A 22,991-nucleotide genomic window follows, 5' to 3' on the forward strand; every position below is an offset into this window, starting at 1 on the left:
ACTGGCCGCCCGATACACGACCCACTTTCAAGAGATCCTCAATGGCAAACCAAGACATCACCTTCATCCCCGACCCAGACGCGGACTCCATTTCCTCCGACGTCGCCGGTTTCGGCGGCCTGCTGGTTTCCACGCAGATCCCCACGCGTGCCGACGGCAGCCTGGAGCTGGGCGGGATTGTCGAGCAGAGTGAATGCACCTTGCAGGCGCTGAAAGTGGCGCTGGAGGGTGCCGGAAGTTCTATGGATCGGGTCTTGCACCTGACCATCTACCTCACCGACATGGCCGACCGCGCCGCGTTCAACGAGGTGTATCAGCGCTTCTTCGCCAAGCCCTGGCCGGTTCGCGCCGCGGTCGGCGTGGCTGCTTTGGCGGTGGAAGGCATGCGTGTGGAAGTCACGGCGATGGCGGCGAAGGGCTGAGTCTGAGTCTGTTGTGTTATCCGGCGGCGCTGCGCGAGTGATTGCCGCCGGATAAGACAACGAGCGTCATCCCCCACACCGCAAAGGACTGCATGTGAACACGCTCGCTATCTTGCAACCGTTATTCGACAAGCTGATATGGCTACTCCCGCTGCTGCTGTTGGCGTCGCTGCTGAAAACGCGACGGTTCAAGGGCTGGTTCGGTGAGCGGCTAGTAGGTTTTTTCGCACACTATCGGTTGGATCGTCACGTCTATCGGCGCCTGCATAACGTGACGCTGGACACCCCGGACGGCACCACCCAGATCGATCATGTGTTCTTGTCGCCCTTCGGCATCTTCGTGCTGGAGACCAAGAACATGCGCGGCTGGATCTTCGGCGGTGAACATCAGGCGCAGTGGACGCAACAAATTTACAAACGGCGTTCCAAATTCCAAAACCCGATGCGGCAGAACTACAAGCACTTGAAGGCATTGGAAGTCGCGTTGGGTGTTGGGCCCGAGCATCTGCATTCGGTCATTGCTTTCGTTGGCGGCAGCACCTTCAAGACCGAAATGCCCGCCAATGTTATCCAAGGCATGCGCTTCATTCGCTACATCAAATCCTTCCAGCAACCGGTGTTCAGCGAGGCGCAGGTGACCGTGATGTTGCAGGCCTTGCAAACCGGCCGCCGAGCACCGACGTTCGCGACCCAGCGTGAGCATGTGCAACGTCTCAAGCAGCGCAGCGATCCATCGGCGTTGCGCCAATGCCCGCGCTGCGGCAGTGAGCTGGTGGTTCGTACATTCAAAAGCGGCCCTAAAATGGGCCAACAGTTTTGGGGGTGCAGCACGTTTCCCAAGTGTCGGACGATGCAGCCGATTGGCTAGCCGGGTTGCCGGGGTTGTCGACCCCAAGCCCACATCATCAGCGCACAAAAAACAGGCACAACTTGCGTCACATTCAACGCCGCGCAGAAAGCTGCTGCGGCGCCAAAAAAGCATCGTGGAAGTAGTTACGAAACGCCTGCATCGCCGGGCTGAATTCGCGCTCGCGATGCCACGCCAGGCCGACGCTCATGGGCGTCACCTTGTCGGTGACGGTCAGGGTTTCGATGCGTTTGCCTTCCAGCGACCAGGGGCGGTGCACCAGGTCCGAAAGAATCGCCACGCCGCTGCCATTGGCGACCATGCTGCGCACCGCTTCGACGGAACTGGTGCGCACCCGCACGTTTGGCTGTTGGTGTGCGTTTTCCCAGTAGCGCATGGCGCTTTGTTCGGCTTCGTCCACGGTCAGCAGGATGTAAGGTTCCTTCGCGACATCGGCGAGGCTGACGGCTGAACGTTCGCACAGCGGATGATGACTGGGCAGCCATAACCGGCGTTCGGAGTTGAAGAGAATTTCCGAAACGATGTCCGGGTGAGTGAGGTTCGCGGTGAGCACCACCGCCATGTCGAATCGACCTTCCAGCAAGCCTTGTTCGATGGCCGTCCTTTCCTGTTCGTGAACTTCGATGGCCACATCCGGATGCCAGTGTTCCAGTCGTTGCAGATGGTGCGGCAGGAAGTAGCCGATCACCGTATAGCTCGCGGCCAGGCGTAACAGACCACTGGCGCGGATGTCAGGCAACGGGCTGTTCAGTGCGTCATCGACGCTGCGCAAAATCACGTAGGCCCGATTGAGAAAGTGCCGCCCGGCATCGGTCAGGCTCATGCCCTGAGCCGAGCGCTGGAACAACAGCGTGCCGAGAATCGCCTCCAGTTCCTTGATCGCCGTGGTCACCGCGGACTGGGAAATATTCAAGTGGATCGCCGCTTGGGAGATTTGCCCGATCTCGGCGGTGGCGACGAAATAGCGGACTTGGCGCAAGGTCAAGGACATGAGCACTCCGGACAATGAGGTATCTGTTTTTCAGAAGATACCTTATCTGTTAATAGATCTTCCCAAGGGGTAAAGGGGAATCTAACGTGGCCTGCATGAAGTCACAAGCGTCGGGAGCAAGCGTCATGCAGGCAGTAGATTTCAACTCGGACATGGGCGAAGGTTTTGGTCCATGGACCATCGGCGATGGCGTCGACAATGAGCTGATGGCCTTTATCAGTTCGGCCAATATCGCCACCGGTTTTCATGCTGGCGATCCCAGCACCATGCGCCGTACCGTCGAGCAGGCGAAGCGCCTGGGCGTGGCCATCGGCGCGCATCCAGGGTTTCGCGACCTGGTCGGTTTTGGCCGCCGGCACATCAATGCACCGGCCCAGGAACTGGTCGACGACATGCTGTATCAGCTGGGTGCACTGCGTGAACTCGCCAGGGTTCAGGGCGTGGCGCTGCAACACATCAAGCCCCACGGCGCGCTCTACATGCACCTGGCCCGTGATGAGGAGGCGGCCCGTCTTCTGGTGGAAAACCTTCAGCGTCTGGAGCCTGAACTGCTGCTGTATTGCATGCCCGACTCAGTGATCTGGCGCGTTGCCAAAGAACTCGGCCAACCGGTGATCCGCGAGTTCTACGCCGACCGTGAATACGACCTCAGCGGCTCCATCGTCTTCACCCGCAACGTGCGCGCTTACGACCCGGCGCAGGTGGCCGCGCGAGTGTTGCGCGCCTGCCAGGAAGGCGTCGTGCGCACGGTCGAGGGTGAAGACCTGGCCATCGAATTCGACTCCATCTGTTTGCACAGCGATACCCCGGGGGCCCTGGCGTTGGTCGAAGCCACGCGCAGTGCGCTCGATAGCGCCGGGATCAAGGTGCGCGCACCCCGCTGATACCACACCAGAACACCGGGCACACAGACGCCAGGGTTTGCACACCGATTCATTTTTGCCTGCCTTTCTACAACTATTCCAAGAGGAACAGACATGGCCGAACACACTGTCATCACCCCGTTACCCGGGACCTTCTACCGCAAAGCCACCCCTGAATCGGCGAATTTCGTCGAGGTCGGCGCGCACGTCGGCGCCGACACGGTCATTGGCCTGATCGAAGTCATGAAGCAGTTTTCCGAACTGACCGCCGGGACGGCCGGTCGCCTTGGCGCATTTCTGGTGGAAGACGGTGATCCGGTGGAGCCGGGTCAGGTCATCGCAACACTCGACGAGGAGTGAGGGCGCGATCATGACTCAAGGTATTCGTAAATTACTGATCGCCAATCGGGGCGAGATTGCCGTGCGGATTATTCGTGCAGCCAAAGAGCTGGGAATTCCCACCGTGGCTGCGTGCAGCGAAGCGGACGTCGACTCCCAGGCCGCGCGCATGGCTGATGAGGTGCACATCCTCGGCCCGGCCCGCGCCGATAAAAGTTACCTCAACGTCGAAGCGTTGCTTGGCGCCTTGAAAGCCACTGACGCCAACGCGGTACACCCTGGCTATGGCTTCCTCTCCGAAAATGCGGATTTCGCCGAAGCGGTCATCGCCGCCGGTGCCATTTTCGTCGGCCCCAGCCCAGATACGATCCGGCGCATGGGTGATAAAGCCGAGGCCCGGCGTACTGCGCAAGCGGCAGGCGTACCGGTGGTGCCGGGTTCACCCGGTGAGCTGTTCGACGTCGAGTCTGCGCTCAAGGCAGCCGAAACCGTTGGCTTTCCACTGTTGATCAAAGCCTCGGCCGGTGGCGGCGGGCGCGGCATTCGACTGGCGGAAAACGCCCAGCAACTGACTGAAGAGTTTCCCCGTTCTCAACGCGAAGCCCAGGCGGCGTTCGGCAATGGTGCGGTGTACCTGGAGCGGTTTATCAGCAAGGCCCGGCACATTGAAGTGCAGGTGTTGGGTGACGGTCAGCATGCCGTGCATTTGTTCGAACGCGAGTGCTCGCTGCAACGTCGCCGGCAGAAAATTTTCGAAGAAGCACCGTCGCCAGTCCTCAGCCGGCAGCAGCGGGAAACACTCTGCACCAGCGCCGTGCGCCTGACCGAAGCCCTTGGCTACAAGGGCGCAGGAACCCTGGAATACCTGTATGACGACGCTACCGGCGAGTTCTTCTTTATCGAGATGAACACGCGGATTCAGGTGGAGCATCCGGTCAGCGAACTGATCACCGGTATCGACCTGGTCCAGGCCATGTTGCGCATTGCGGGCGGCGAGCCGTTGGGTTTCAAACAGAGCGATATCCGACTCAACGGCGCCGCGTTGCAAATGCGTTTGAACGCCGAAGACCCGGCACGGGATTTCTTCCCCAGCCCGGGCCTGGTCGAGGAACTGATCTGGCCACAAGGTGAAGGCATTCGCGTCGATACGCATCTGTATCAAGGCTACCGCGTGCCGCCGTACTATGATTCGCTGCTGGCCAAGCTGATTGTGCATGGCGCTGATCGTGCCGAAGCTTTGGCCCGGGCGCGGGTTGCGGTGGAACAGACCACGCTTGTCGGCATGGCCAGCACTTTGGCGCTGCACGGCGAGCTGCTGGAGCAACCGTGGCTGCACAGTGCCGACTTCCACACTGGCACCCTGGAAACCTGGCTGGCCGAACGCCGCAGCGGAGGTGAAGCATGAGCACGCCAATCCGCTACAGCTTTGGCGCCGATGAGCATTTGTTTGCCGAAGTCAGCGACAGCATGTCCCTGGACGCGTTCTTCAAGGGCCTGGCCGTTACCCGAGCCGTGGAGCGGCTGGCGCTGGATGGCGTGCTCGACATATGCCTGGCCAACGCCTCATTCCAGATTCGTTTCGACCCGGATCGCATCGCCCCTCACACCTTGCTCGAAGCGGTAAAAATCGCCGAGGTCGGAGCAGTCGCCGAGCGCACTTTGCAGACGCGGATCATCGAGATTCCGGTGCTCTACAACGACCCCTGGACCCACGAAACCCTGATGCGTTTTCGCGACCGTCATCAGGACCCGAGCGCCACGGATCTGGAATACGCCGCGCGGATCAACGGCCTGGCGGATGTCGAGGCGTTCATCGCTGCCCACAGTGGCGCGCCATGGTTTGTCTCAATGGTCGGTTTCGTCGCCGGGTTGCCGTTCATGTTCCAGATGGTCGAGCGTGAGCGTCAGTTGCAGGTGCCCAAGTACCTTCGCCCACGCACCGACACACCGAAATTGACCCTGGGTCATGGCGGTTGCTTTGGCTGCATCTACTCGGTGCGCGGTGCTGGTGGTTATCAGATGTTTGGCGTCACGCCCGCGCCGATTTACGACCCGCAACAGAACCTCGCGTACCTGAAAGAACACATGGTGTTTTTCCGTCCGGGCGACATCGTGCAGTTCAAACCGATGGACCGTGAAGCCTATGACCACGCAGTGGCCGAAGTGGAAGCAGGGCGCTTTGATCTGCGGATTCGCCCGGTGGAATTTTCGCTGGACGCGTTTCTGGCCGATCCCGTTGGCTATCCCAAGTCGTTGCAGGAGGTGTTGGCATGATCAAGGTACTCAAACCCGGTCTCGCCACTTCGGTACAGGACCTGGGGCGTGAAGGGTATTACCACTTGGGCATTCCGCCTTCCGGCGCGCTTGATCAATATGCTTTGAGCGCGGCCAATCAACTGGTCGGCAACCCGGCAGGGGCGGCGGCGCTGGAATGCACGCTGCTCGGTCCGGAGCTGGAATTTCAGCAGGATGCGCTGGTGGCGGTCTGTGGCGCGCACATGACGCCACGGGTCGATGGCGTGGAAATGCACCATGACACTGCGTTCACGGTGCAGGCCGGGCAGGTGCTGCGCTTTGATTTTCCCAAGGCAGGGGCTCGCGCCTATGTGGCGGTGGCCGGTGGCATTGATGTGCCGGTGGTGCTCGGCAGTCGTTCCACTTACGCGCTGGGCGCGCTCGGCGGTTTTCAGGGGCGCAGGCTGGTGGCTGGTGACGAATTGCCGGTGGGCATTGCCAGCGGCAAGAGCCGCGCCGGGGCCAGTTTGCCCATGGCGTTGCGGCAGTCGCTGGGTGGCGAAATCACCCTGCGGGTAGTGCCGGGGCTGTATTACCACCGCTTGACCGAATCGGCGGCTCGCAGTTTCTTTGCCGAACCCTGGACCGTCGGTTCGGAAGCGGACCGTATCGGCTATCGCTTCAAGGGCGGCAGCGCACTGAGTTTTCAACCCCGTGAGCAGCCATTCGGCGCCGGTTCCGATCCGTCGAACATTGTCGACAGTTGCTACCCGATCGGCTCGATCCAGGTCCCGGCCGGGCTCGAACCTATCGTGCTGCACCGCGATGCGGTGTCCGGCGGTGGCTACGCGATGATCGGCACGGTGATCAGCGCCGACCTCGATTTGATCGGCCAGATGCAACCCAACCAGAAGGCCCGCTTTGTGGCGGTCACCCTCGAAGAGGCGCTGGAAGCGCGACGCTCCTATAAGAAAAAACTCAGCTGCCTGAGCAAGCTGTTCCCTTCCTGATTCTGCCCGCCGCATCGCGCGGGCCATGCCAAACGGTAAGCCAGCGCCGCACTTCGGTGCGGTGACGGCTGCCCGCGCTTCAACCTTTGACTGGTTCTGGAGTTCACGCATATGGCTGCTTTATCGCAATCGAGTCAAACCGGGCAAGACCCGGCCAACCATCCCGTTCCAACCGAAGCGCGCATGGGCCGACTGTCTCTGACCATGGCTTGGTGGGCGGTGTGCAGTGCGATGTTCTACATCGTGGTGGGCGCTTCCCTGGCGTTGTCGTTCGGTGCTCGCAACGCACTGATCGGCATGGTCCTGTCGGTGATCAGCTACGGTCTGGTCAACAGCGTGCTCAGCCGCTTCGCGATCCGCAGCGGCTTGTCGGTGGCGTTGTTTTCACGGTTGTTGTTCGGCAGCACCGGCGCGTGCCTGGCGACGTTGATCTTCTTCTCGACCGCGATCTATTACGCGGTGTTCGAAGGTTCGGTCATTGCCGTGGCGCTCAATCACTTGTACCCGGAGCTGGTCTATCCACTGGCCGCACTCATCGTGGTGCTGTACAGCGTGCCGATGATTCTGGGCAGCGTGCAGCACTGGCTGGACAAGCTCAACGGCGTGTTGCTGCCGGTGTACCTGGGCGGCTTGCTGGTGGCGGTGGGGCTGTCGATCAGTCGTTATGGCTATCAGCCGCAATGGCTGGATTTCGGCCCGGCAACGCCCAGCGCTTTCGGCTGGTGGGACTGCTTTGTGGCCTACATGGGCGTTTGGGTGTTGATGCTGTTCACCTTCGACTATGCGCGTTTCGGCAAGCCTAAAGATGCCGAGTATCACGGTCGCTGGAACTTCGGCATGCCGTTTTACGCGGTGACGTTCCTGCTCAATGGCGCGGCGGGGATCTATCTGGTCAGCAGCATTCCCCACGAAGGCGCGCTGAATGAAGTCTCGGTGGTAATGGCGATTTTGCAGTTGATGGGCTTGTGGGGATTGCTGTTTGTCTGGGCCACGCAGACCCGCATCAACACCGCCAATTACTACTTGGCGACGCTGAATATGCAGGCGTTCTTTGCACGCTTTGGTGTGCGTGGTTCGTACCTGATATGGGCGCTGGCAGTCGGGGTGATCGTGTATGGGCTGATGCTCGCGGACGTGTTTGCCTACATCCTCAAGGCGTTGGCCTATCAGGGGATTTTCGTGGTGGCCTGGGTGGGTGTGGCGTTGGCGCAGATACTTTACGGTCGCAGTGAAGTGGCGGCGCTCGAACGGGTGGCTGCGTTTAATCCGGTGGGTTTGACGGCGTGGTTTGGTGCCACCGCTTTGGGGCTGGCATTGATGTTTTCCGGCGGCGGCCTGAGCAGTTTTTCTGCGCCATCGACCGTGATCGTTGCGTTTGCCTTGCAGGCAGGTTTGTCCCGCCGAAGCCGGGTACGGTTGCAACTGGCGGAGTAGGGGCCGGCGCACAGAAAAGAGGCGGCTCATTGGAGCCGCCTCTTTTCAGCAATTACCCGCGCCGGGGCAGTTTCCAGCCTGGACGGATGAAGTGGCAGGTGTAGCCATCGGGCAGGCGTTCGAGGTAGTCCTGGTGTTCCGGTTCCGCCTCCCAGAACGGCCCGGCCGGGGTGATTTCGGTGACCACCTTGCCAGGCCAGAGGCCGGAAGCCTCGACGTCGGCCACGGTGTCTTCGGCGACCTGTTTCTGCTCATCGCTGAGGTAGAAGAGGGCAGAACGGTAGCTGGCGCCGACATCATTGCCCTGGCGATTCTTGGTCGTCGGGTCATGGATCTGGAAGAAAAACTCAAGAATCTGGCGGTAGCTGATCTGTTCCGGGTCGAACACGATCTCGATCGCTTCGGCGTGGTTACCGTGGTTGCGATAGGTCGCATTCGGTACCTCGCCTCCGGAATAACCCACCCGCGTGGACAGGACGCCGGGGTAGCGTCGCAACAGATCCTGCATGCCCCAGAAGCAGCCACCGGCCAGGATGGCGGTTTCGGTTTGCGTCGTCATAGACAGTCATTCCCCTCAGTGAAGTGCGCGTTACTGATTGGTGATCGGGCTGTTGAACTGGTCGGAGTAACTGCCGTCCATGAGCGAGGATGCTACGCGATCCGAACCGATTCCACTGCGCGAATACGCAAGACGAGCAGCGCTGACGTGATCTGCGCCGTCTGCCGCGACTGCGCCGGCACCGACATGATCGGAGCCGTCTGCTGCGACTGCGCCTGCACCAACATGATCTGCGCCGTCTGCCGCGACTGCGCCGGCACCTACGTGATCGGAGCCGTCTGCTGCGACTGCGCCGGCACCTACGTGATCGGAGCCGTCCGCCGCAACTGCGCTAGCACCGACATGATCGGAGCCATCCGCCGCGACTGCGCCGGCACCCACATGATCGGAGCCATCTGCTGCGACTGCACCAGCGCCGACACGATCCGCGCCGTCTGCCGCAACTGCGCCGGCACCCACCCGATCCGAGCCATCTGCTGCGACCGTTCCGGCACCGACACGATCGGAGCCGTCCGCCGCAACTGCGCCAGCACCGACATGATCTGCGCCGTCTGCCGCGACTGCGCCGGCACCGACATGATCTGCGCCGTCTGCTGCGACTGCGCCGGCACCGACATGATCGGAGCCGTCTGCTGCGACTGCACCTGCACCCACATGATCGGAGCCATCTGCTGCGACTGCGCCGGCACCTACGTGATCGGAGCCGTCCGCCGCGACCGCACCCGCGCCGACACGATCCGAGCCATCAGCCGCGACCGACCCCGCGCCAACACGATCGGAGCCATCAGCCGCAACCGCACCTGCTCCGACACGGTCCGCGCCATCCGCCGCGACCGACCCCGCACCCACATGATCAGCCCCATCCGCCGCCAAGGCACGTGCCTGTGCAGCCCAGGCTCCGGGCACTAACATGGTTGCCGCGAGCGCCAATACAACGCCTGAAACAAGCTTATATTTCATGATGTTCTCCATAACCCATCAGCCAAAAATCATTGAGCATGGCCGGTCGTTTTAGGTTGGGCGACGCGGCGCACGGACTCTTGGCTGGTTACGTTGGCAATTGGCACGGGCGCGCTGTGCTGCGCACGGGTGTCGACATGTTGCATCACACACAGAGATCGAACTAAAGAGTATAGATCGCCAATAACGACTGGCCCGGACCGGTGACCATCGGTGGTTATTTTGTGGTGACGGCAGTCTTCCAGGGCGCAGCACGCTATGGGTAACAGCGCGTTTTTCACCCGCATTAAAAAACACCATTTTTTGCTCCACGGCGTGGCGTTCGGTAACGAATCGCACCGTTTCGGCGTGCATGCCTGTCCCTGAAGACATTTCTCAGACAAAAATCTTTCAATCAGACCCTGAATTCCTGAGTTGGCACGGTAAACGCAATAGTGTGATTAGACGATTGTTGAACAATCGTCATTTCCCTACTGCATTCCAACCGAGGATACGAACATGCAAAAAGGTCTGACCGGCAGCAAAACCACGCGCAACCTGGCGCTGATGGTCGCCCTGGCTTGTGTGGCACCGCTACTGTCTGCCGCAGAGGTGGTAGGCACGCTCAAGCAGGGAGAGTTGTCGATTGGCTCCGACCTGACCTATCCGCCCTACACCTATCTGGAGCAAAAGCAGCCTGCCGGCTTCGACCCTGACTTCATGCAGTTGATCGGCAAGCAGCTGGGGCTGGCGCCGCGCTTTCTCGATACGCGGTTTGCCAACCTGATACTGGGCGTCAATGCCCAGCGTTTCGACCTGGTGGCGTCGGCGCTGTATGTCACCCCGGAGCGCGCAAAGCAGGTGGATTTTCTCAGCTACCTGAAGACTGGTTCTTCGCTGATGGTGCTCACGGCCAGCGACTTCCGGCCCCAGCGCCCGGAAGACCTGTGCGGCAAGCGCGTGGGCTCGATCAAGGGCGCGTCCTGGGTGCCCAAACTCAACAAAGTGTCCACCGACTACTGCCTGGCCTCGGGCAAACCGGCGATCGAATCCCGAGAGTTCCCGACCTCGCCGGAAGCGGCCCAGGCCCTGCTGGCCAAGGCCGTTGACGTGCAAATGGAAGATCCCGCCGTCGCCAAGATCACCGTGCAAAAACTGCAGGGCAAAACGGTGATCAGCTCCAACGAACTGATCTACCCGGTGGTCATCGGCCTGGCCGTGCGCAAAGGCAACCAGGCGCTATTGGGCGAGCTGACCACCGCACTCGGCCAGATCAAACAGAACGGCAGCTACGGTGAATTGCTCGCCCGTTACAACCTGGACGAACCGAATGCCGAAGAAATCAACGCGGCGCTGGGCACCTCTGCACCCTGAGGTATCCGGTAGCCGATTCATCGATTCTTTCCAGGCTGTGGAAACCTCACAGCAACGCGGAGTACGTACATGCAATTCGATTGGCATTACACCTTGGGCCTGTTGTGGAACGGCGACTTTTGGCGCGCCGTGGCAACAGTGGTCGAACTGAGCCTGGAAACCTGGCTGCTGGGGATCGTCTTCGGTTTCTTCCTGGCCCTGGCGCGCCAGTCGCAGCGGCGTTTCCTGCGGGATGCGGCCAGCCTTTATATCTGGTTCTTCCGCAGTCTGCCGTTGCTGGTGCTGTTGATCTTCGTCTACAACCTGCCTCAGGCGTTTCCTTCCACCAGTGCGCTGCTGTCCAATCCCTACGCGGCCGGCCTGATCGCCTTGGTGCTGAGTGAAGCGGCGTATATCGCCGAGATCCATCGCGGTGGTTTGCTGGCGGTGGCCAAGGGGCAACTGGAAGCGGGCAAGGCCCTGGGCGTCGGCTATCGCGGTGTGCAACGACTGATCGTGGTACCTCAGGCGCTGCGCGTCGCGTTGCCGACCCTGGCCAACGAATACATCACCATCGTCAAGCTGACCTCGCTGGTCTCGGTGATTTCACTGTCGGAAATCCTGCTGGTCGGCCAACAGCTCTACACCCAGAACTTCTTGGTCATGGAGACCCTGTTCGCGGTGGCCTTCTACTACGTATTTATCGTCACGGTGTTCAGTCGCCTGCTGCGGCTGCTGGAAAACCATCTGGACGTGACCCGGCGTAAACCCAAGCGCATAGCTCCCGTTGAACTGGGGCAGGTGGCGACCCGGCGTGCGGCCGGTCAGGCTGAGCCTGGCGAGTTTGCGTTGCAGGCGCGGGGCGTGCGCAAGTCCTATGGCGAACTGGAGGTGCTCAAGGGGGTCGAGCTGAATGTGCGTTGGGGCGAGGTGGTGTCGATCATCGGGCCATCCGGTTCCGGCAAGACCACGCTGATCCGCACCATGAACGGCCTGGAAAGCCTCGATCACGGCGAAATCACTCTGCAAGGCCAACCCTTTCTGCGGGGCACAAAAGAACCGCAAGGGGCGCTGGGTCACAAGGTACATATGCAAGGCATCGTCCAGGTCGGGATGGTGTTCCAGGGCTTCAACCTGTTCCCGCATAAGACCGCCCTGGAAAACGTCATGCTCGCGCCGGTCTATCACGCCCATGGCGACGGCGATGAACTGCGCTTGTTGAGCCTGGCGCTGTTGCGCAAAGTGGGCATGTTGGAGCATGCCGGCAAATACCCGCATCAACTGTCCGGTGGTCAGCAGCAGCGCGTGGCGATTGCCCGGGCGCTGGCCATGCGACCTTCGGTGATGCTGTTCGACGAGCCGACCTCGGCCCTCGATCCGGAGTTGGTCGGTGACGTACTGGCGGTGATCGAGGAACTGGCGCGCGAAGGCATGACCATGGTGATCGTGACCCATGAAATGAACTTCGCCTTCCGGCTCTCTGATCGGGTGGTGTTCATGGAAGCCGGGGAGATTATCCAGAACGCCGCGCCGCGCGAGATGCTGGAACAGCGCAGCGAGCGCATGACCAAGTTCCTCAAAGACGTTCAACTGGCGTGAGCAGAGGAGTGCAACGGTGAATCAACCCAAGGAAAAAAGCCTGTCGCTGCCGGACCAGGTCGCCATCGAACTGCGTGAAGACATCATTGGCGGGCGCCTGTTGCCGGGCATGGCGTTGGTGGAAAGCGAGCTGGTCAACGCCTACAACGCCTCGCGCAACACGGTGCGTGAGGCGCTGCACCAGTTGGGCCGTGAAGGCTTGACCAGCTATGTGCGCAACAAAGGTGTGATGGTGCGGCGAATGGGCATCGACGATGTGCGCGACATCTTTAAGGTCCGCCGCACCCTCGAATTACAGGCGATTGCCGCGAGCAAGCCGTTGCGCGAGTACCAGTCCGATCTGATGCTCGATGCCATCGAGGCGGCGCAACTGGCCCAGGATCGCGAGAACTGGCAAGCCTTCGGCACCCACAGCCTGCGGTTTCACCAACACATCGTCGGCCTGATGCGCAGCCCGCTGTTCGACGAATTCTTCACCCATGTGGCGGCGCAGATGCGCCTGGTGTTTTCCAATGCGCCGAGCGAGGAAACCTTCCAGAAACCCTGGCTCGAACGTGATCGGCACATTCACGACCTGCTGGGCGATGGCCGCAAGAAAGAAGCCGAGGAAGCCATGAGCAGCTACCTCAACGACTCCGAACTGGAGCTGCTGCACATCCTGAGCAGCCAACCCAAACACTGAAGAGAGGATCCATCATGTACAAGGATTATCCAGCGGCTTACCAAGTCAGCAAAGGCGCCGCCCTGCAGGTCGACAAAGCGTTCTATGACCGCGTGCGTGAAAGCAAGGATGGCCGCACGCTGGTCGAGCAATTCGAAGTGCCGATCCGCACCGGCCGCGCCTGGAAAGTGCCGGCGGGGCATGTGTTTCGCGTGACCACGCCAGTGGGACCGCAGGTTGGCGACTTCAACGTGTGGAGCGCCAACGATCCGCGCGAGCGCATGTGGGCGGCCCGCACCCGTCAGTTGCAAGGCGCGCACGTCACCACTTATGACCGGTTGTGGTCGAACCTGCCGTTCCTGCGGCCGATGGTCACCATCACCGACGACAGCCTGGCCGGCTACGGCATCGACGAACATGGCGGCCGTTTGCACGACCTGCTCGGCACCCGTTGTGACCCTTACGTGAACAAGATGCTCACCGGCGAGGACTTCCATCATCACTGCCACTCCAACCTGACCCGCGCGGTACTGCCCCACGGTCTGACCGAGTTCGACGTGCACGATGTGCTGAACATTTTCCAGTGCACCGGCCTCAATCACGACGACATGTACTTCATGAAGGCCTGCCCGGCGAAGCAGGGCGACTACCTGGAGTTCTTTGCGGAAATCGACCTGCTTTGTGCGCTGTCCACCTGCCCGGGTGGTGACCTGTCATTGCCGATGTGGGGGCCTGATGCGGAAGATCCATTGAAGGTCTGCCGGCCATTGGGCGTGGAAATCTACCGTCTCGACGAATCGCTGCTGGAGGGTTGGAAACAGTCTGAACGTGCCGCCTATAACGGCAACCATGGCTTGCTGATTCCCAAAGCCGAGTGGGAAAAGTAAGGCCCGACCCCTGTAGGAGCAAAGCTTGCTCGCGAAGGCGCCATATCTGACACACCGCGTGATCGTTCTTCGCGGGCAAGCCTTGCTCCTACAGGTTATCGGGTGTCGTTCGCGAGTATCGCCGCCGGCACCGGCCCCTGTAGGAGCAAAGCTTGCTCGCGAAGGCGTCAGTCCTGACACACCGCGTGATCGTTCTTCGCGGGCAAGCCTCGCTCCTGCAGGGACATGTTTCATACGGAAAATAAATACGTGCCCTTTACGGTTCTCCGCTGGCCACGGCTATGAACTTCCCGCTTTTGTGGGCTATAAAGAGTCACTCGGATCGAGCCAGATAAATTCCCTTTGATGGAGGGATGTTGATGAGTCGAGGCGGTCTCGTACTGCTGATCCTGATGCTGTCAGCCTGTTCCAATGCGCCATCGGTTCCCGTGCTGGGCGCGTATTTCCCCGACTGGCTGTTCTGCATCCTCGGCGCCGTGTTGCTGGCCTTTCTTGTCCACGCTCTGCTGGCCCGGCGTGGTTTTGATGCCTGGCTGGCGCCACCGTCGCTGACTTACCCCTTGCTGACCGTACTGTTTGCCCTGTGCACCTGGTTGCTGTTCTTTCAGTCCTGACCGGGAGTGGCCCGTTATGAGCAATGTTGTGAAGACGCTGCCCCGGCGCCTCTTACTGGTGGTGCTTTTGCTGCTGACGCTGGTGCTGCTGGTGTGGGTGGTCTGGCGGCTCGATAAGGCGCCGCGCACCGATGACGCCTATGCCTACGCCGATACCATCAACGTCACCCCCGAGGTGAGCGGCAGCATTATCGAACTGCCGGTGCACGAGAACCAACAGGTGAGGCAGGGCGATGTGCTCCTGCGCATCGATGCTCGACCCTACCAGGATGTTTTGGATCAGACCCAGGCGTCACTGATCGCGCTGAACCAGGAAATCATCCTCAGCCAGCGCCAGGTGGATGCCCAGCAGTTCAACTCTGATGCGGTAAAAGCCAGTATCGACCGGGCCAAAGCGGCGGCGACCCAGACCGCGGACACCCTGCGCCGCATGGAGCCGTTGCTGTCGCGCGGCTATGTGTCCGAGGAACAGGTCGACCAGGCGCGCACCGCCGCCAAAAGCGCCCGCGCCGAATTGAATGCCGCACAGCTGCAGGTCAAACAAGCCGCCGCTGCGGTCAGTGGGGTGGATGCGTTGGTGGCCAGGCGCGCAGTGATCCAGGCGCAGGTTTCCCGCGCCGAACTGGATCTGGAACACAGTGTGGTGCGCGCGCCCTTCGACGGGCTTATCGTCGGCCTGACGACATCCGACGGCCAGTTCGCGGCCGCCGGGCATCCGCTGTTCAGTCTGATCGATACGCGGCGCTGGTACGTGGTGGCGAACTTTCGCGAGACTGAACTGGCCAATATCCATACCGGCAGCCGCAGCACGCTCTATCTGATGAGCGACAGCCGACGTGCTTTCAGCGGAACCGTGGACTCCATCGGCTTCGGCGTCTTCCCCGACGATGGCGGCGCCCAGGTCAGCGGGCTGCCGAAGGTCGCGCGCACCATAAACTGGGTGCGGGTGGCGCAACGTTTTCCCGTGCGCATCCGCGTCGATCAGCCCGATCCGCAACTGTTTCGCATCGGCGCATCAGCGGTGGCGGTGATCCATGCCGACAGCGCCGAAGGTCAGCGGCAATGACAGCCGTGGAGAGTAGGCCTGCGCGTTTGTGGCGCTTTCTTTGCGCGCAACTGGCGCCTTTCCCCGGGCGTGCCAACGCGCTGTTGCGCAATCTGGTGGCCTGCACCCTGGTGATCATCCTCGCGATGAGTCTGGAGCTGCCGTTGCTGGCGCTGTCGCTGATCATGGTGTTTTTCGTCAGCCAGACCAATGTGGTGCTGACGCGGATGGCCGGCATTCTGTTCATCGTCAGCGCCACGCTCGCCATCGGCATTGCGATCCTGCTGCTGAAATTCACCTACGGCTATCCGCTGCTGCGCATCCTGTGTGCCAGCGTGGTGTTCCTCGTGAGCATGTTCGGCATGCGCGCCACGCGCCTCGGCCCGTTGTTTTTTGTGGTGGCTATCGTGACCATTTACGTGCAGAGCCTGGTGGATCTGGTGGCGCAACCCGAGTTGCTGCTGCGCGCCTGTTTGTGGGTGTGGATGGCCGTGGTCTATCCGACGCTGGTTACCGTGCTGGTCAACACGTTGCTGCTACCGCAAGAGCCGCAACAACTGCTGCGCGAGGCCATGCAACGGCAGTTGGCGCAAGTCGACGCGTGCCTGGCCGCGCTGGAGGAGGGGGATGCAAACGTCCCGGCGATCAAACCGGCCGACGTGCAACAGGGCGTGCTCAGCCTGCATAAACTGCTGAAGTTCGCCAGCATGCGCGATGCCGGCTATCGGGCCCGAGAGGTGCAACATCTTGCGCGGATCAGCGGCGTGTCCCGGCTGTATGCCGCCGCGGCATCGTTGCGCGCGCCCGTCCCGGACATCGAGGCACTGGCGGCGTTACGCCAGGATTGCGTGGCGCTGGCCAGGGGGATCGAGGTTGACCTCATGTCGTTGCCGCCATTGCACAGCGAGGCGTTGCTGCGGCCACTGATGCCGGTGGCACTGGACGAAATGCGCGACGCTTTGCGCACCCTGGCCACCAATGATCACGAGATCCCGGCCAGCAAAGCGCCGGTGAAGGAACCCATGCTGGCGAGCGATGCCTTCAGCAATCCCAACTACCTGTTGTTTGCCCTCAAGACCTGGTTGGCGGCGCTGTTGTGCTATGTGTTCTACAACGCGGTGGACTGGCCGGGCATTCACACGGTGATGCTGACCTGCGTGATCATCGCCTTGCCCAGTCTCGGCGCCTCGACCGAGAAGGGGCTGTTGCGCATCGGCGGTTGTCTGGTGGGGAGTGCCCTGGCGCTGCTGTGCATGGTTTTTGTCATTCCAGGCCTTGAAACGTTGGTCGGTTTGTTGGTCATGAGCCTGCCGGTGATCGGCTTCGGTGCCTGGGTCGCCGCGGGTTCCGAGCGCATCAGTTATGCCGGGATGCAGATCATGTTCTGCTTCGCCCTGGCCTTGCTCGAACAGTTCGGCCCGAGCATCGACCTGACGGAGATCCGCGACCGTCTGGTGGGGATCATTCTTGGCGTTGTGGTCAGCACGCTGGTGCATGGTTTGTTGTGGCCGGAAGGCGAGGGGGACAGTTTGCGTCGACGCCTGTCCGCGACCTTGCAGGGCATCGGCGGATTGTTGCGCGCACCCGCATCGGGTGGTTCGACCGATCACTTGCACGAACAGAGCGTACGCAATTGGGGCCAGCTCGCCGACTGTGAGGCCATGCTCGCGCGTGTCGCCCTGGAGCCCGGTTGGCAACAGGGCGAGCATGAGGAGCTGACGTTATTCACTCAAACGGTGCTGGCCAAGGCGCGGCAGCTCCTTTTGCTCACCGGTCAGTTGCAGCGCAACCGGGCGGCGCTCGATGCCCAGTTGCCAATGCCGCTCAGGGCCTGGCTGGACGGACAGCAGGAGCAGTTGGGGGCGTGGCTGGTCAGCTACGCGGCGTGGCTGCAAGACCGGGCGGTGGAAATGCAACGCTTGCTGCCATTCGATCCGCCAGCGGATGGTGGGCCGGGCGCCGACGAACTGCTGCGGGCGCTGCGTGAGTTACGTCGTCTGTCAGGCTCGCTGCCGGATTGGCCGTCGTTCGAAACCGGCACGCTGGCGGAGCTGCGTTCATGAACTGTGGCGCGCGTTTGTGCGCGGTACTCGGCCTGTGCCTGATCGTCGACGGGTGTGCGCTGATCCGCGAAGACGGCAACCTGGCCGCACAGCGTGACCCGGCCAGCATCCGTCTCGCCGACGACCTGCACCTGGCCCGCGACGGTTGGCCTGAAGCGCGCTGGTGGGCGCGTTATCAGGACCCGCAACTCAACCAGTTGATCGATATGGCCTTCGCCCGGTCTACGAGCATCGCCATCGCTCGCAGTCACATCGATCAGGCGCGCGCACAGGCGGCTTCGGTGAAATCGCTGACGGGCGTACAGGTCGAGCTGACTGCACTGGTCAACCGCCAGCACGTTTCCGCGAATGGTTTCCTCGGGCCTTTTGCTGAAAACGAGCCGTCGATCGGCCTCACCGGTCCCTGGTACACCGAGGGCATCGTCGGCCTCGGCGGCGCCTACTCACTCGATCTCTGGGGACGACAGCGCGCGCAAGTGGACGCTGCCCTCGGCGTGCGCAACGCGCGTCAGGCCGAAGCGGCGTGGGTGGAACTGGAAGTGTCCAGCGGCGTGACCCTGCTGTATTTCCAGATCCAGACGGCGCAGCAACTGCTCGCTGACTTGCAGCAAATGTCGATCATTGCCGCCGAAGTGGTGGCCGCGCACCAGGCGCTGATCGAACGTGGTCTGGAGTCGCAGCCACAGAGGCAGCAGGCGTTGAGCAACCAGGCGCTGATCGATCGTCAGATCGTCGCTTTGCGTAGCCAGACGCAACAATTGCGCGAAGCCATGCGTGCGTTGCTCGGTGTCGGCGCCGAAGTGTCCCTGCCATTGGCGCCGCGAGCCCTGCCGGAACATCCTTATGGCGTACCGCAGAGCCTGGGTTATGAATTGCTGGCGCGGCGCCCGGATTTACAGGCGATGCGTTGGCTGGTGCAGTCGTCCTATTCGAACATCGATGCAGCCAAGGCAGCCTTTTACCCGAGCTTCGATATCAAGGCATTCTTCGGTGCCGACGCGTTGCACATGGGGGATCTGTGGAATCACAGCAGCCGACAAATCAACCTGATTCCCGGGATGACCCTGCCGATTTTCGACGGTGGGCGGCTCAATGCCGAACTGGCCAACGCCCGCAGCCTGAGCAACAGCCTGGTGCAGCAATACAATCAAGCGGTGCTCGACGCCGTGCGCGATGTCGCCGTAGCCGGCAGCAAGTTGCAGGGCCTGGAAGCGCAAGAGGTGCTGCAGCAGGGGCGAATCGGCAACATGCGTTTCAACCGTGACAGCGCCGAGGCGCATTACCGGCGCGGCCTGTTGGGGCGGGTCGTGGCACTGGAAGCGAACCTGCCGTTGCTGGCAGAACATAGCGGCCTGGCCTTGCTGCAGGGTCAGCGTCTGGAAAGCGAGGTGACCTTGATCAAGGCGTTAGGCGGTGGTTATCACGCCACTGATTCAATCGCGGCCGTCAAAGAATGAGGGGTGTAGGCGCTGCCGAAGGCTGCGATCTTTTGATTCTGATTTTTTGACGCCTTCACAAACGCCAAAAGATCGCAGCCTTCGGCAGCTCCTACAATGAGCGGGTCAATCCCGATTCTGGAGAACCGAAATGGTCAGCAAAAACCTGATTTGTCTTTGGTACGACGGCACTGCGCTGGACGCTGCAACGTTCTACGCCAAGACCTTTCCGGACAGCGCCGTGGGCGCTGTCCATCGCGCGCCAGGTGACTATCCGGCGGGTAAGCAGGGCGATGTGTTGACGGTCGAATTCACGGTGATGGGCATCCCTTGCCTCGGGCTGAATGGTGGGCCAGGGATCAAGCATAACGAGGCGTTTTCGTTCCAGGTGGCGACCGACGACCAGGCTGAAACCGACCACTTGTGGAACGCGATTGTCGGAAACGGCGGCGAAGAAAACGTCTGCGGTTGGTGCAGGGACAAGTGGGGCGTGTCGTGGCAGATCAGCCCACGCGTCCTGACCGATGCCGTCACTGACCCCGATCAAGCCAAGGCCAAGCGCGCGTTCGACGCCATGATGACAATGGGCAAAATTGACATCGCGGCGATTGAGGCGGCTGTGCGGGGGTAACCAGTGGGTGTCAGTGACGTAAATGCTGAATGTGCCACCGCTTTCGCGAGCAAGCCTGCTCCCACATTTGCACTGTGTCGTTCGCGGGATTTGTGACCGACGCAGGCCCCCTGTGGGAGCGAGCTTGCTCGCGAAGACGGTGGCCCAGGCAAAAACAATATCGCCTGACCCACCGCTTTCGCGAGCAAGCCCGCTCCCACATTTGCTCTGTGTGGTTCGCGGGATTTGTGACCGACGCGGGCTCCCTGTGGGAGCGAGCCTGCTCGCGATGACGGTGGCCCAGTCAAAAACAATATCGCCTGACCCACCGCTTTCGCGAGCAAGCCATACTCCCTCACGGCATCCGCTATCAGGGATGGTAAAGCTTGTACTCCTGGCTCACCCCTCCATAACCGTAAGAACTCGCCTTGCAATCGATGACATGAATATTCGAGTGCGGGTGCAGGTTGCCGATTTCCTCGGCCAACAGTGCGAACGCCTCCTGCTGATACCGTGCTTTCTGCGCCTTGGTGTTGGTTTCATCCGTGATGGTGACCTCCAGGCGGAACGAGTTTCGCCCGAGTTCAGCCAGGGAGCGGCTGTCAATGAACCACAGTTCATGGGGGACGAATTGCACCATCACCATGGTCAGTTCGGGGCGTTTTTCCAGCACCTCACAAGTCAACGCGGTGAGCTGGGGAACGATACGCCGGACCAGTTCGGCATTGGGCTCGCCAGCAAGTTTGAGTGTGATACCAGGCATGATTGAATCCTCGCAGGAAGTAATGTCGGGTTCAGGGTAAGGCGCTGGTTGAATGCTGAAAAGCCGGAAGATATGATCTTATCCATCGGTAAAACGGCAGGATAGATATGCGCCCCTTCGACCTGGATCTCTTGCACTCCTTCGCCGTGGCGATGGAATCCGGCAGCCTCTCAGACGCTGCCCCCAAACTGTTTCGCTCCCAATCAGCGTTAAGCGAACAGCTGCGCAAACTTGAAGCCTTCACCGGCGTGACATTGCTTGAGCGTGGCAAAAAAGGCGTCAGGCCCACCCCGGCTGGCGAGCGCTTGTTGGTGCATGCACGAGAAATGCTCGCTTTCAGTGATCGCGCCCTGGAAGACGTGCGGGGCGTCACCTTTGCCGGCGAGTTGCGGCTGGCCATCACCGACTACTTCCTGCCCAGCTCGATCGCCGATCTGCTGAAAAAACTGCGAACACGCTATCCACGCCTACGTCTGCATGTGTCCGTGCGCAAGAGCATGCAGATCGAGAGCGGGGTGGAGGCGGATGAGTTTGATATCGGCCTGTCGATGCGCATCCTCGACGGCCGCAGCCTTCCCGAGGGCATACCGGTTCGACGGGAGGCACTGCATTGGGTATCGGTCGCCGGGTTCGAACCCGAGCGAGAAGAAAACACCCCGCTGCCACTTCTGGTACTGCCCCAGGGATGCAGTTTGCAGCGCCTGGCTCGCGAGACGCTGGAGCAGCATGACGTGCCTTATGTGGTCGCGCATTCCGCGTCCGGTGTCGCAGGGCTGCAATCAGCCCTGGTGGCCGGTTTGGGCGTCGCTTGCTTGAATGCCTCCGCTGTACCGCCGGGGGCAGAGGTGTGCCGGTCAGCCCGGCATTTGCCGGTTTTACCTGAGGTCGAGTTCAGTCTTTTACCGCCTCGTCCAGGTGAGTCTGAATTGGTGAGTGCTGTACGGGAAATGCTGGCCAGCCAGTTTAGTTAATGGTCTGCGCGTGATCAGAAAAACCTGATGGGTTATTCACCATTAATCATGATGAAAAGTTGACCGCATTTAACGCGGGCCTGCCTGTTTAAAGCTGCCGCAGCGTACGACTTGCACAAACATTACGATGTCATCGAGTTCGACCATGGTCAGTCATTCCTGACGCTATTGGACGAGTGCAATCCAATTGTCCCGACTAGTCAACTAATTGGCCCGACCCTATTGTTCCAGGCATCGGACGGGCCTACGTGCGCCCGTCGATCCGTTTGACCAAGGCACTGAAATCTCCTTCGGCCTGAAGACTTGCAGCCGAACCGATTTCACCACCCAGAAACTATTTACTGGAGAACGACCATGTCACCTACCCAAAAGATCATCGCCGTCGTCGGCGCAACCGGTCATCAGGGCGGCGCCGTTGTGCGCGCGTTGCAGGCAAGCGGTCAATTCAAGGTACGTGCGTTGACGCGCAATCCGGCCAAGCATCCGCAGTTGGCTGACGAGGTCGTGCTGGCGGATCTGGATAATCCGCAGACACTGGAAGCCGCGTTTGCAGGAGCACATGGGGTTTTTCTGGTCACCAATTTTTGGGAACCCGGCGCGGATGAGCACAAGCAGGCACTCGCGGCCATTCACGCGGCGAAAGGTGCCGGTGTGCAGCATTTCATCTGGTCGACGCTGCCGAACGTGGAGGCGATCAGCCATGGCAAGCTGGATGTCCCGCATTTCACGGACAAGGCAAACATCGACCGCATCGTGAGTGAGGCTGGATTTGCGCACCACACATTCGTGATCGCGCCATTCTTCTATCAAAATCTGCTTGGCTTGATGGCTCCGAATAAACAAGCGGATGGGACCACGGGGTGGGCGATGCCGCTCGATCCGCAACAGCGCGTCATTCACATGGGCGACGTCACTGAACTCGGCCACGTCGTGGCCGGTGCATTCGCGCAGCCTGAACTTGCAGGGAACGGTGAATATTTACCCCTGGTCGGCGACTTCCTGAGCTTCAACGAGGTCATCACCGATCTGAATCGATTGGGGCATGATTTTTCGTTCAAACACGTCCCGCAAGAACTGTTCGCCGGTTGGTTCCCAGGCGCCAAGGAAATCGCGGAGATGCTTGCCTACTTCGAGGCCCACACCTACCTCGGTGCGGATTCGCGCGACGAAATAGCGTTGGCCAACAGAGTAGCCGGCCGGCAGCCGACTAAATTTGCCGCATGGGCTCAGGCAAATTTCGACATCCCGGCATCCGCCTGACGCTGCGATTGCCACGCGGTGACGTGATATTCGAATTGGCTGCTCTGTGGACGCTGGGTTCGCAGGGCT

Annotated in this window: 23 protein-coding genes; 20 read left to right on the forward strand and 3 right to left on the reverse strand. The window is 60.9% G+C overall.

Annotated elements, in window-relative coordinates; translation table 11 throughout:
• Positions 1-41: 41 nt before the first annotated feature.
• Positions 42-422, forward strand: a complete 381-nt coding sequence (locus ACWIKB_RS21750; protein ID WP_054048905.1) for a RidA family protein — start codon at positions 42-44, stop codon at positions 420-422.
• A 94-nt stretch (positions 423-516) separates the two neighbouring features.
• A complete protein-coding gene (locus ACWIKB_RS21755; protein WP_475269313.1) occupies positions 517-1,290 on the forward strand; it encodes a nuclease-related domain-containing protein in 774 nt (257 codons plus the stop codon).
• A gap of 73 nt (positions 1,291-1,363) precedes the next feature.
• Here ACWIKB_RS21755 and ACWIKB_RS21760 read toward each other — a convergent pair whose 3' ends face one another.
• Entirely contained in the window at positions 1,364-2,281 is a 918-nt protein-coding gene (locus ACWIKB_RS21760; RefSeq protein ID WP_475269315.1) for a LysR family transcriptional regulator, read from the reverse strand.
• Positions 2,282-2,406: 125 nt separating this feature from the next.
• On the opposite strand from ACWIKB_RS21760, the gene ACWIKB_RS21765 reads away from it, so the two are divergent.
• From ACWIKB_RS21765 to ACWIKB_RS21790, 6 genes are all read left to right on the forward strand, one after another.
• Complete coding sequence (locus tag ACWIKB_RS21765) at positions 2,407-3,165, forward strand: 5-oxoprolinase subunit PxpA (protein ID WP_475269316.1); 759 nt, start codon at positions 2,407-2,409, stop codon at positions 3,163-3,165.
• 93 nt (positions 3,166-3,258) lie between these two features.
• Positions 3,259-3,504, forward strand: a complete 246-nt coding sequence (locus ACWIKB_RS21770; protein WP_475269317.1) for an acetyl-CoA carboxylase — start codon at positions 3,259-3,261, stop codon at positions 3,502-3,504.
• 10 nt (positions 3,505-3,514) lie between these two features.
• Positions 3,515-4,888 carry an acetyl-CoA carboxylase biotin carboxylase subunit gene (locus ACWIKB_RS21775; RefSeq protein ID WP_475269318.1) on the forward strand — a complete coding sequence of 458 codons (1,374 nt, stop codon included), beginning with the start codon at positions 3,515-3,517 and terminating at the stop codon, positions 4,886-4,888.
• Positions 4,885-5,757: a 5-oxoprolinase subunit B family protein gene (locus ACWIKB_RS21780; protein ID WP_288111577.1), complete on the forward strand. Its 873-nt coding sequence runs from the start codon at positions 4,885-4,887 to the stop codon at positions 5,755-5,757. The genes ACWIKB_RS21775 and ACWIKB_RS21780 overlap by 4 nt, the downstream gene beginning before the upstream one ends.
• On the forward strand, positions 5,754-6,728 hold the full coding sequence (locus tag ACWIKB_RS21785; RefSeq protein WP_475269319.1) for a 5-oxoprolinase subunit C family protein: 975 nt from the start codon (positions 5,754-5,756) through the stop codon (positions 6,726-6,728). Before ACWIKB_RS21780 ends, ACWIKB_RS21785 begins: the two co-directional genes overlap by 4 nt.
• A 111-nt stretch (positions 6,729-6,839) precedes the next feature.
• The gene (locus ACWIKB_RS21790) at positions 6,840-8,162 is read left to right on the forward strand and encodes a purine-cytosine permease family protein (protein WP_475269320.1); all 1,323 of its coding nucleotides are present in this window, start codon (positions 6,840-6,842) and stop codon (positions 8,160-8,162) included.
• A 52-nt stretch (positions 8,163-8,214) separates the two neighbouring features.
• Here the strand turns inward: ACWIKB_RS21790 and msrA are convergent, their stop codons facing one another.
• Complete coding sequence (gene msrA, locus ACWIKB_RS21795) at positions 8,215-8,721, reverse strand: peptide-methionine (S)-S-oxide reductase MsrA (RefSeq protein ID WP_475269321.1); 507 nt, start codon at positions 8,719-8,721, stop codon at positions 8,215-8,217.
• A gap of 186 nt (positions 8,722-8,907) precedes the next feature.
• On the opposite strand from msrA, the gene ACWIKB_RS21800 reads away from it, so the two are divergent.
• The 10 genes from ACWIKB_RS21800 (at position 8,908) to ACWIKB_RS21845 (ending at position 19,949) form a co-directional block, all read left to right on the forward strand.
• The gene (locus tag ACWIKB_RS21800) at positions 8,908-9,630 is read left to right on the forward strand and encodes a hypothetical protein (RefSeq protein ID WP_475269323.1); all 723 of its coding nucleotides are present in this window, start codon (positions 8,908-8,910) and stop codon (positions 9,628-9,630) included.
• Positions 9,631-10,179: 549 nt separating this feature from the next.
• Entirely contained in the window at positions 10,180-11,034 is an 855-nt protein-coding gene (locus ACWIKB_RS21805; protein WP_475269324.1) for an ABC transporter substrate-binding protein, read from the forward strand.
• 69 nt (positions 11,035-11,103) lie between these two features.
• A complete protein-coding gene (locus ACWIKB_RS21810) occupies positions 11,104-12,612 on the forward strand; it encodes an amino acid ABC transporter permease/ATP-binding protein (protein WP_475269325.1) in 1,509 nt (502 codons plus the stop codon).
• 16 nt (positions 12,613-12,628) lie between these two features.
• Positions 12,629-13,294: a GntR family transcriptional regulator gene (locus ACWIKB_RS21815; RefSeq protein ID WP_475269326.1), complete on the forward strand. Its 666-nt coding sequence runs from the start codon at positions 12,629-12,631 to the stop codon at positions 13,292-13,294.
• A gap of 14 nt (positions 13,295-13,308) precedes the next feature.
• Complete coding sequence (locus tag ACWIKB_RS21820; protein ID WP_475269328.1) at positions 13,309-14,160, forward strand: urea carboxylase-associated family protein; 852 nt, start codon at positions 13,309-13,311, stop codon at positions 14,158-14,160.
• A 359-nt stretch (positions 14,161-14,519) separates the two neighbouring features.
• Positions 14,520-14,774 carry a YtcA family lipoprotein gene (locus tag ACWIKB_RS21825; RefSeq protein ID WP_475269329.1) on the forward strand — a complete coding sequence of 85 codons (255 nt, stop codon included), beginning with the start codon at positions 14,520-14,522 and terminating at the stop codon, positions 14,772-14,774.
• Between the two features lie 16 nt (positions 14,775-14,790).
• The gene (gene mdtN, locus ACWIKB_RS21830; protein WP_475269330.1) at positions 14,791-15,840 is read left to right on the forward strand and encodes a multidrug transporter subunit MdtN; all 1,050 of its coding nucleotides are present in this window, start codon (positions 14,791-14,793) and stop codon (positions 15,838-15,840) included.
• Positions 15,837-17,882, forward strand: a complete 2,046-nt coding sequence (locus ACWIKB_RS21835) for an FUSC family protein (protein WP_475269331.1) — start codon at positions 15,837-15,839, stop codon at positions 17,880-17,882. Before mdtN ends, ACWIKB_RS21835 begins: the two co-directional genes overlap by 4 nt.
• Positions 17,879-19,339, forward strand: a complete 1,461-nt coding sequence (locus tag ACWIKB_RS21840; protein ID WP_475269332.1) for an efflux transporter outer membrane subunit — start codon at positions 17,879-17,881, stop codon at positions 19,337-19,339. The genes ACWIKB_RS21835 and ACWIKB_RS21840 overlap by 4 nt, the downstream gene beginning before the upstream one ends.
• A gap of 130 nt (positions 19,340-19,469) precedes the next feature.
• Positions 19,470-19,949 (forward strand): VOC family protein, encoded by a 480-nt coding sequence (locus ACWIKB_RS21845; protein WP_475269333.1) that lies wholly within the window; start codon positions 19,470-19,472, stop codon positions 19,947-19,949.
• 349 nt (positions 19,950-20,298) lie between these two features.
• Here the strand turns inward: ACWIKB_RS21845 and ACWIKB_RS21850 are convergent, their stop codons facing one another.
• Positions 20,299-20,691 carry a tautomerase family protein gene (locus tag ACWIKB_RS21850; RefSeq protein WP_475269334.1) on the reverse strand — a complete coding sequence of 131 codons (393 nt, stop codon included), beginning with the start codon at positions 20,689-20,691 and terminating at the stop codon, positions 20,299-20,301.
• 107 nt (positions 20,692-20,798) lie between these two features.
• Here ACWIKB_RS21850 and ACWIKB_RS21855 point away from each other — a divergent pair, with 107 nt between their 5' ends.
• Complete coding sequence (locus tag ACWIKB_RS21855; RefSeq protein WP_475269335.1) at positions 20,799-21,662, forward strand: LysR family transcriptional regulator; 864 nt, start codon at positions 20,799-20,801, stop codon at positions 21,660-21,662.
• 354 nt (positions 21,663-22,016) lie between these two features.
• Positions 22,017-22,922, forward strand: coding sequence for an NmrA/HSCARG family protein (locus ACWIKB_RS21860; protein ID WP_475269336.1), 906 nt, complete (start codon positions 22,017-22,019; stop codon positions 22,920-22,922).
• Positions 22,923-22,991: the final 69 nt, after the last annotated feature.

The organism is Pseudomonas sp. 5Vm1k (assembly GCF_056161485.1).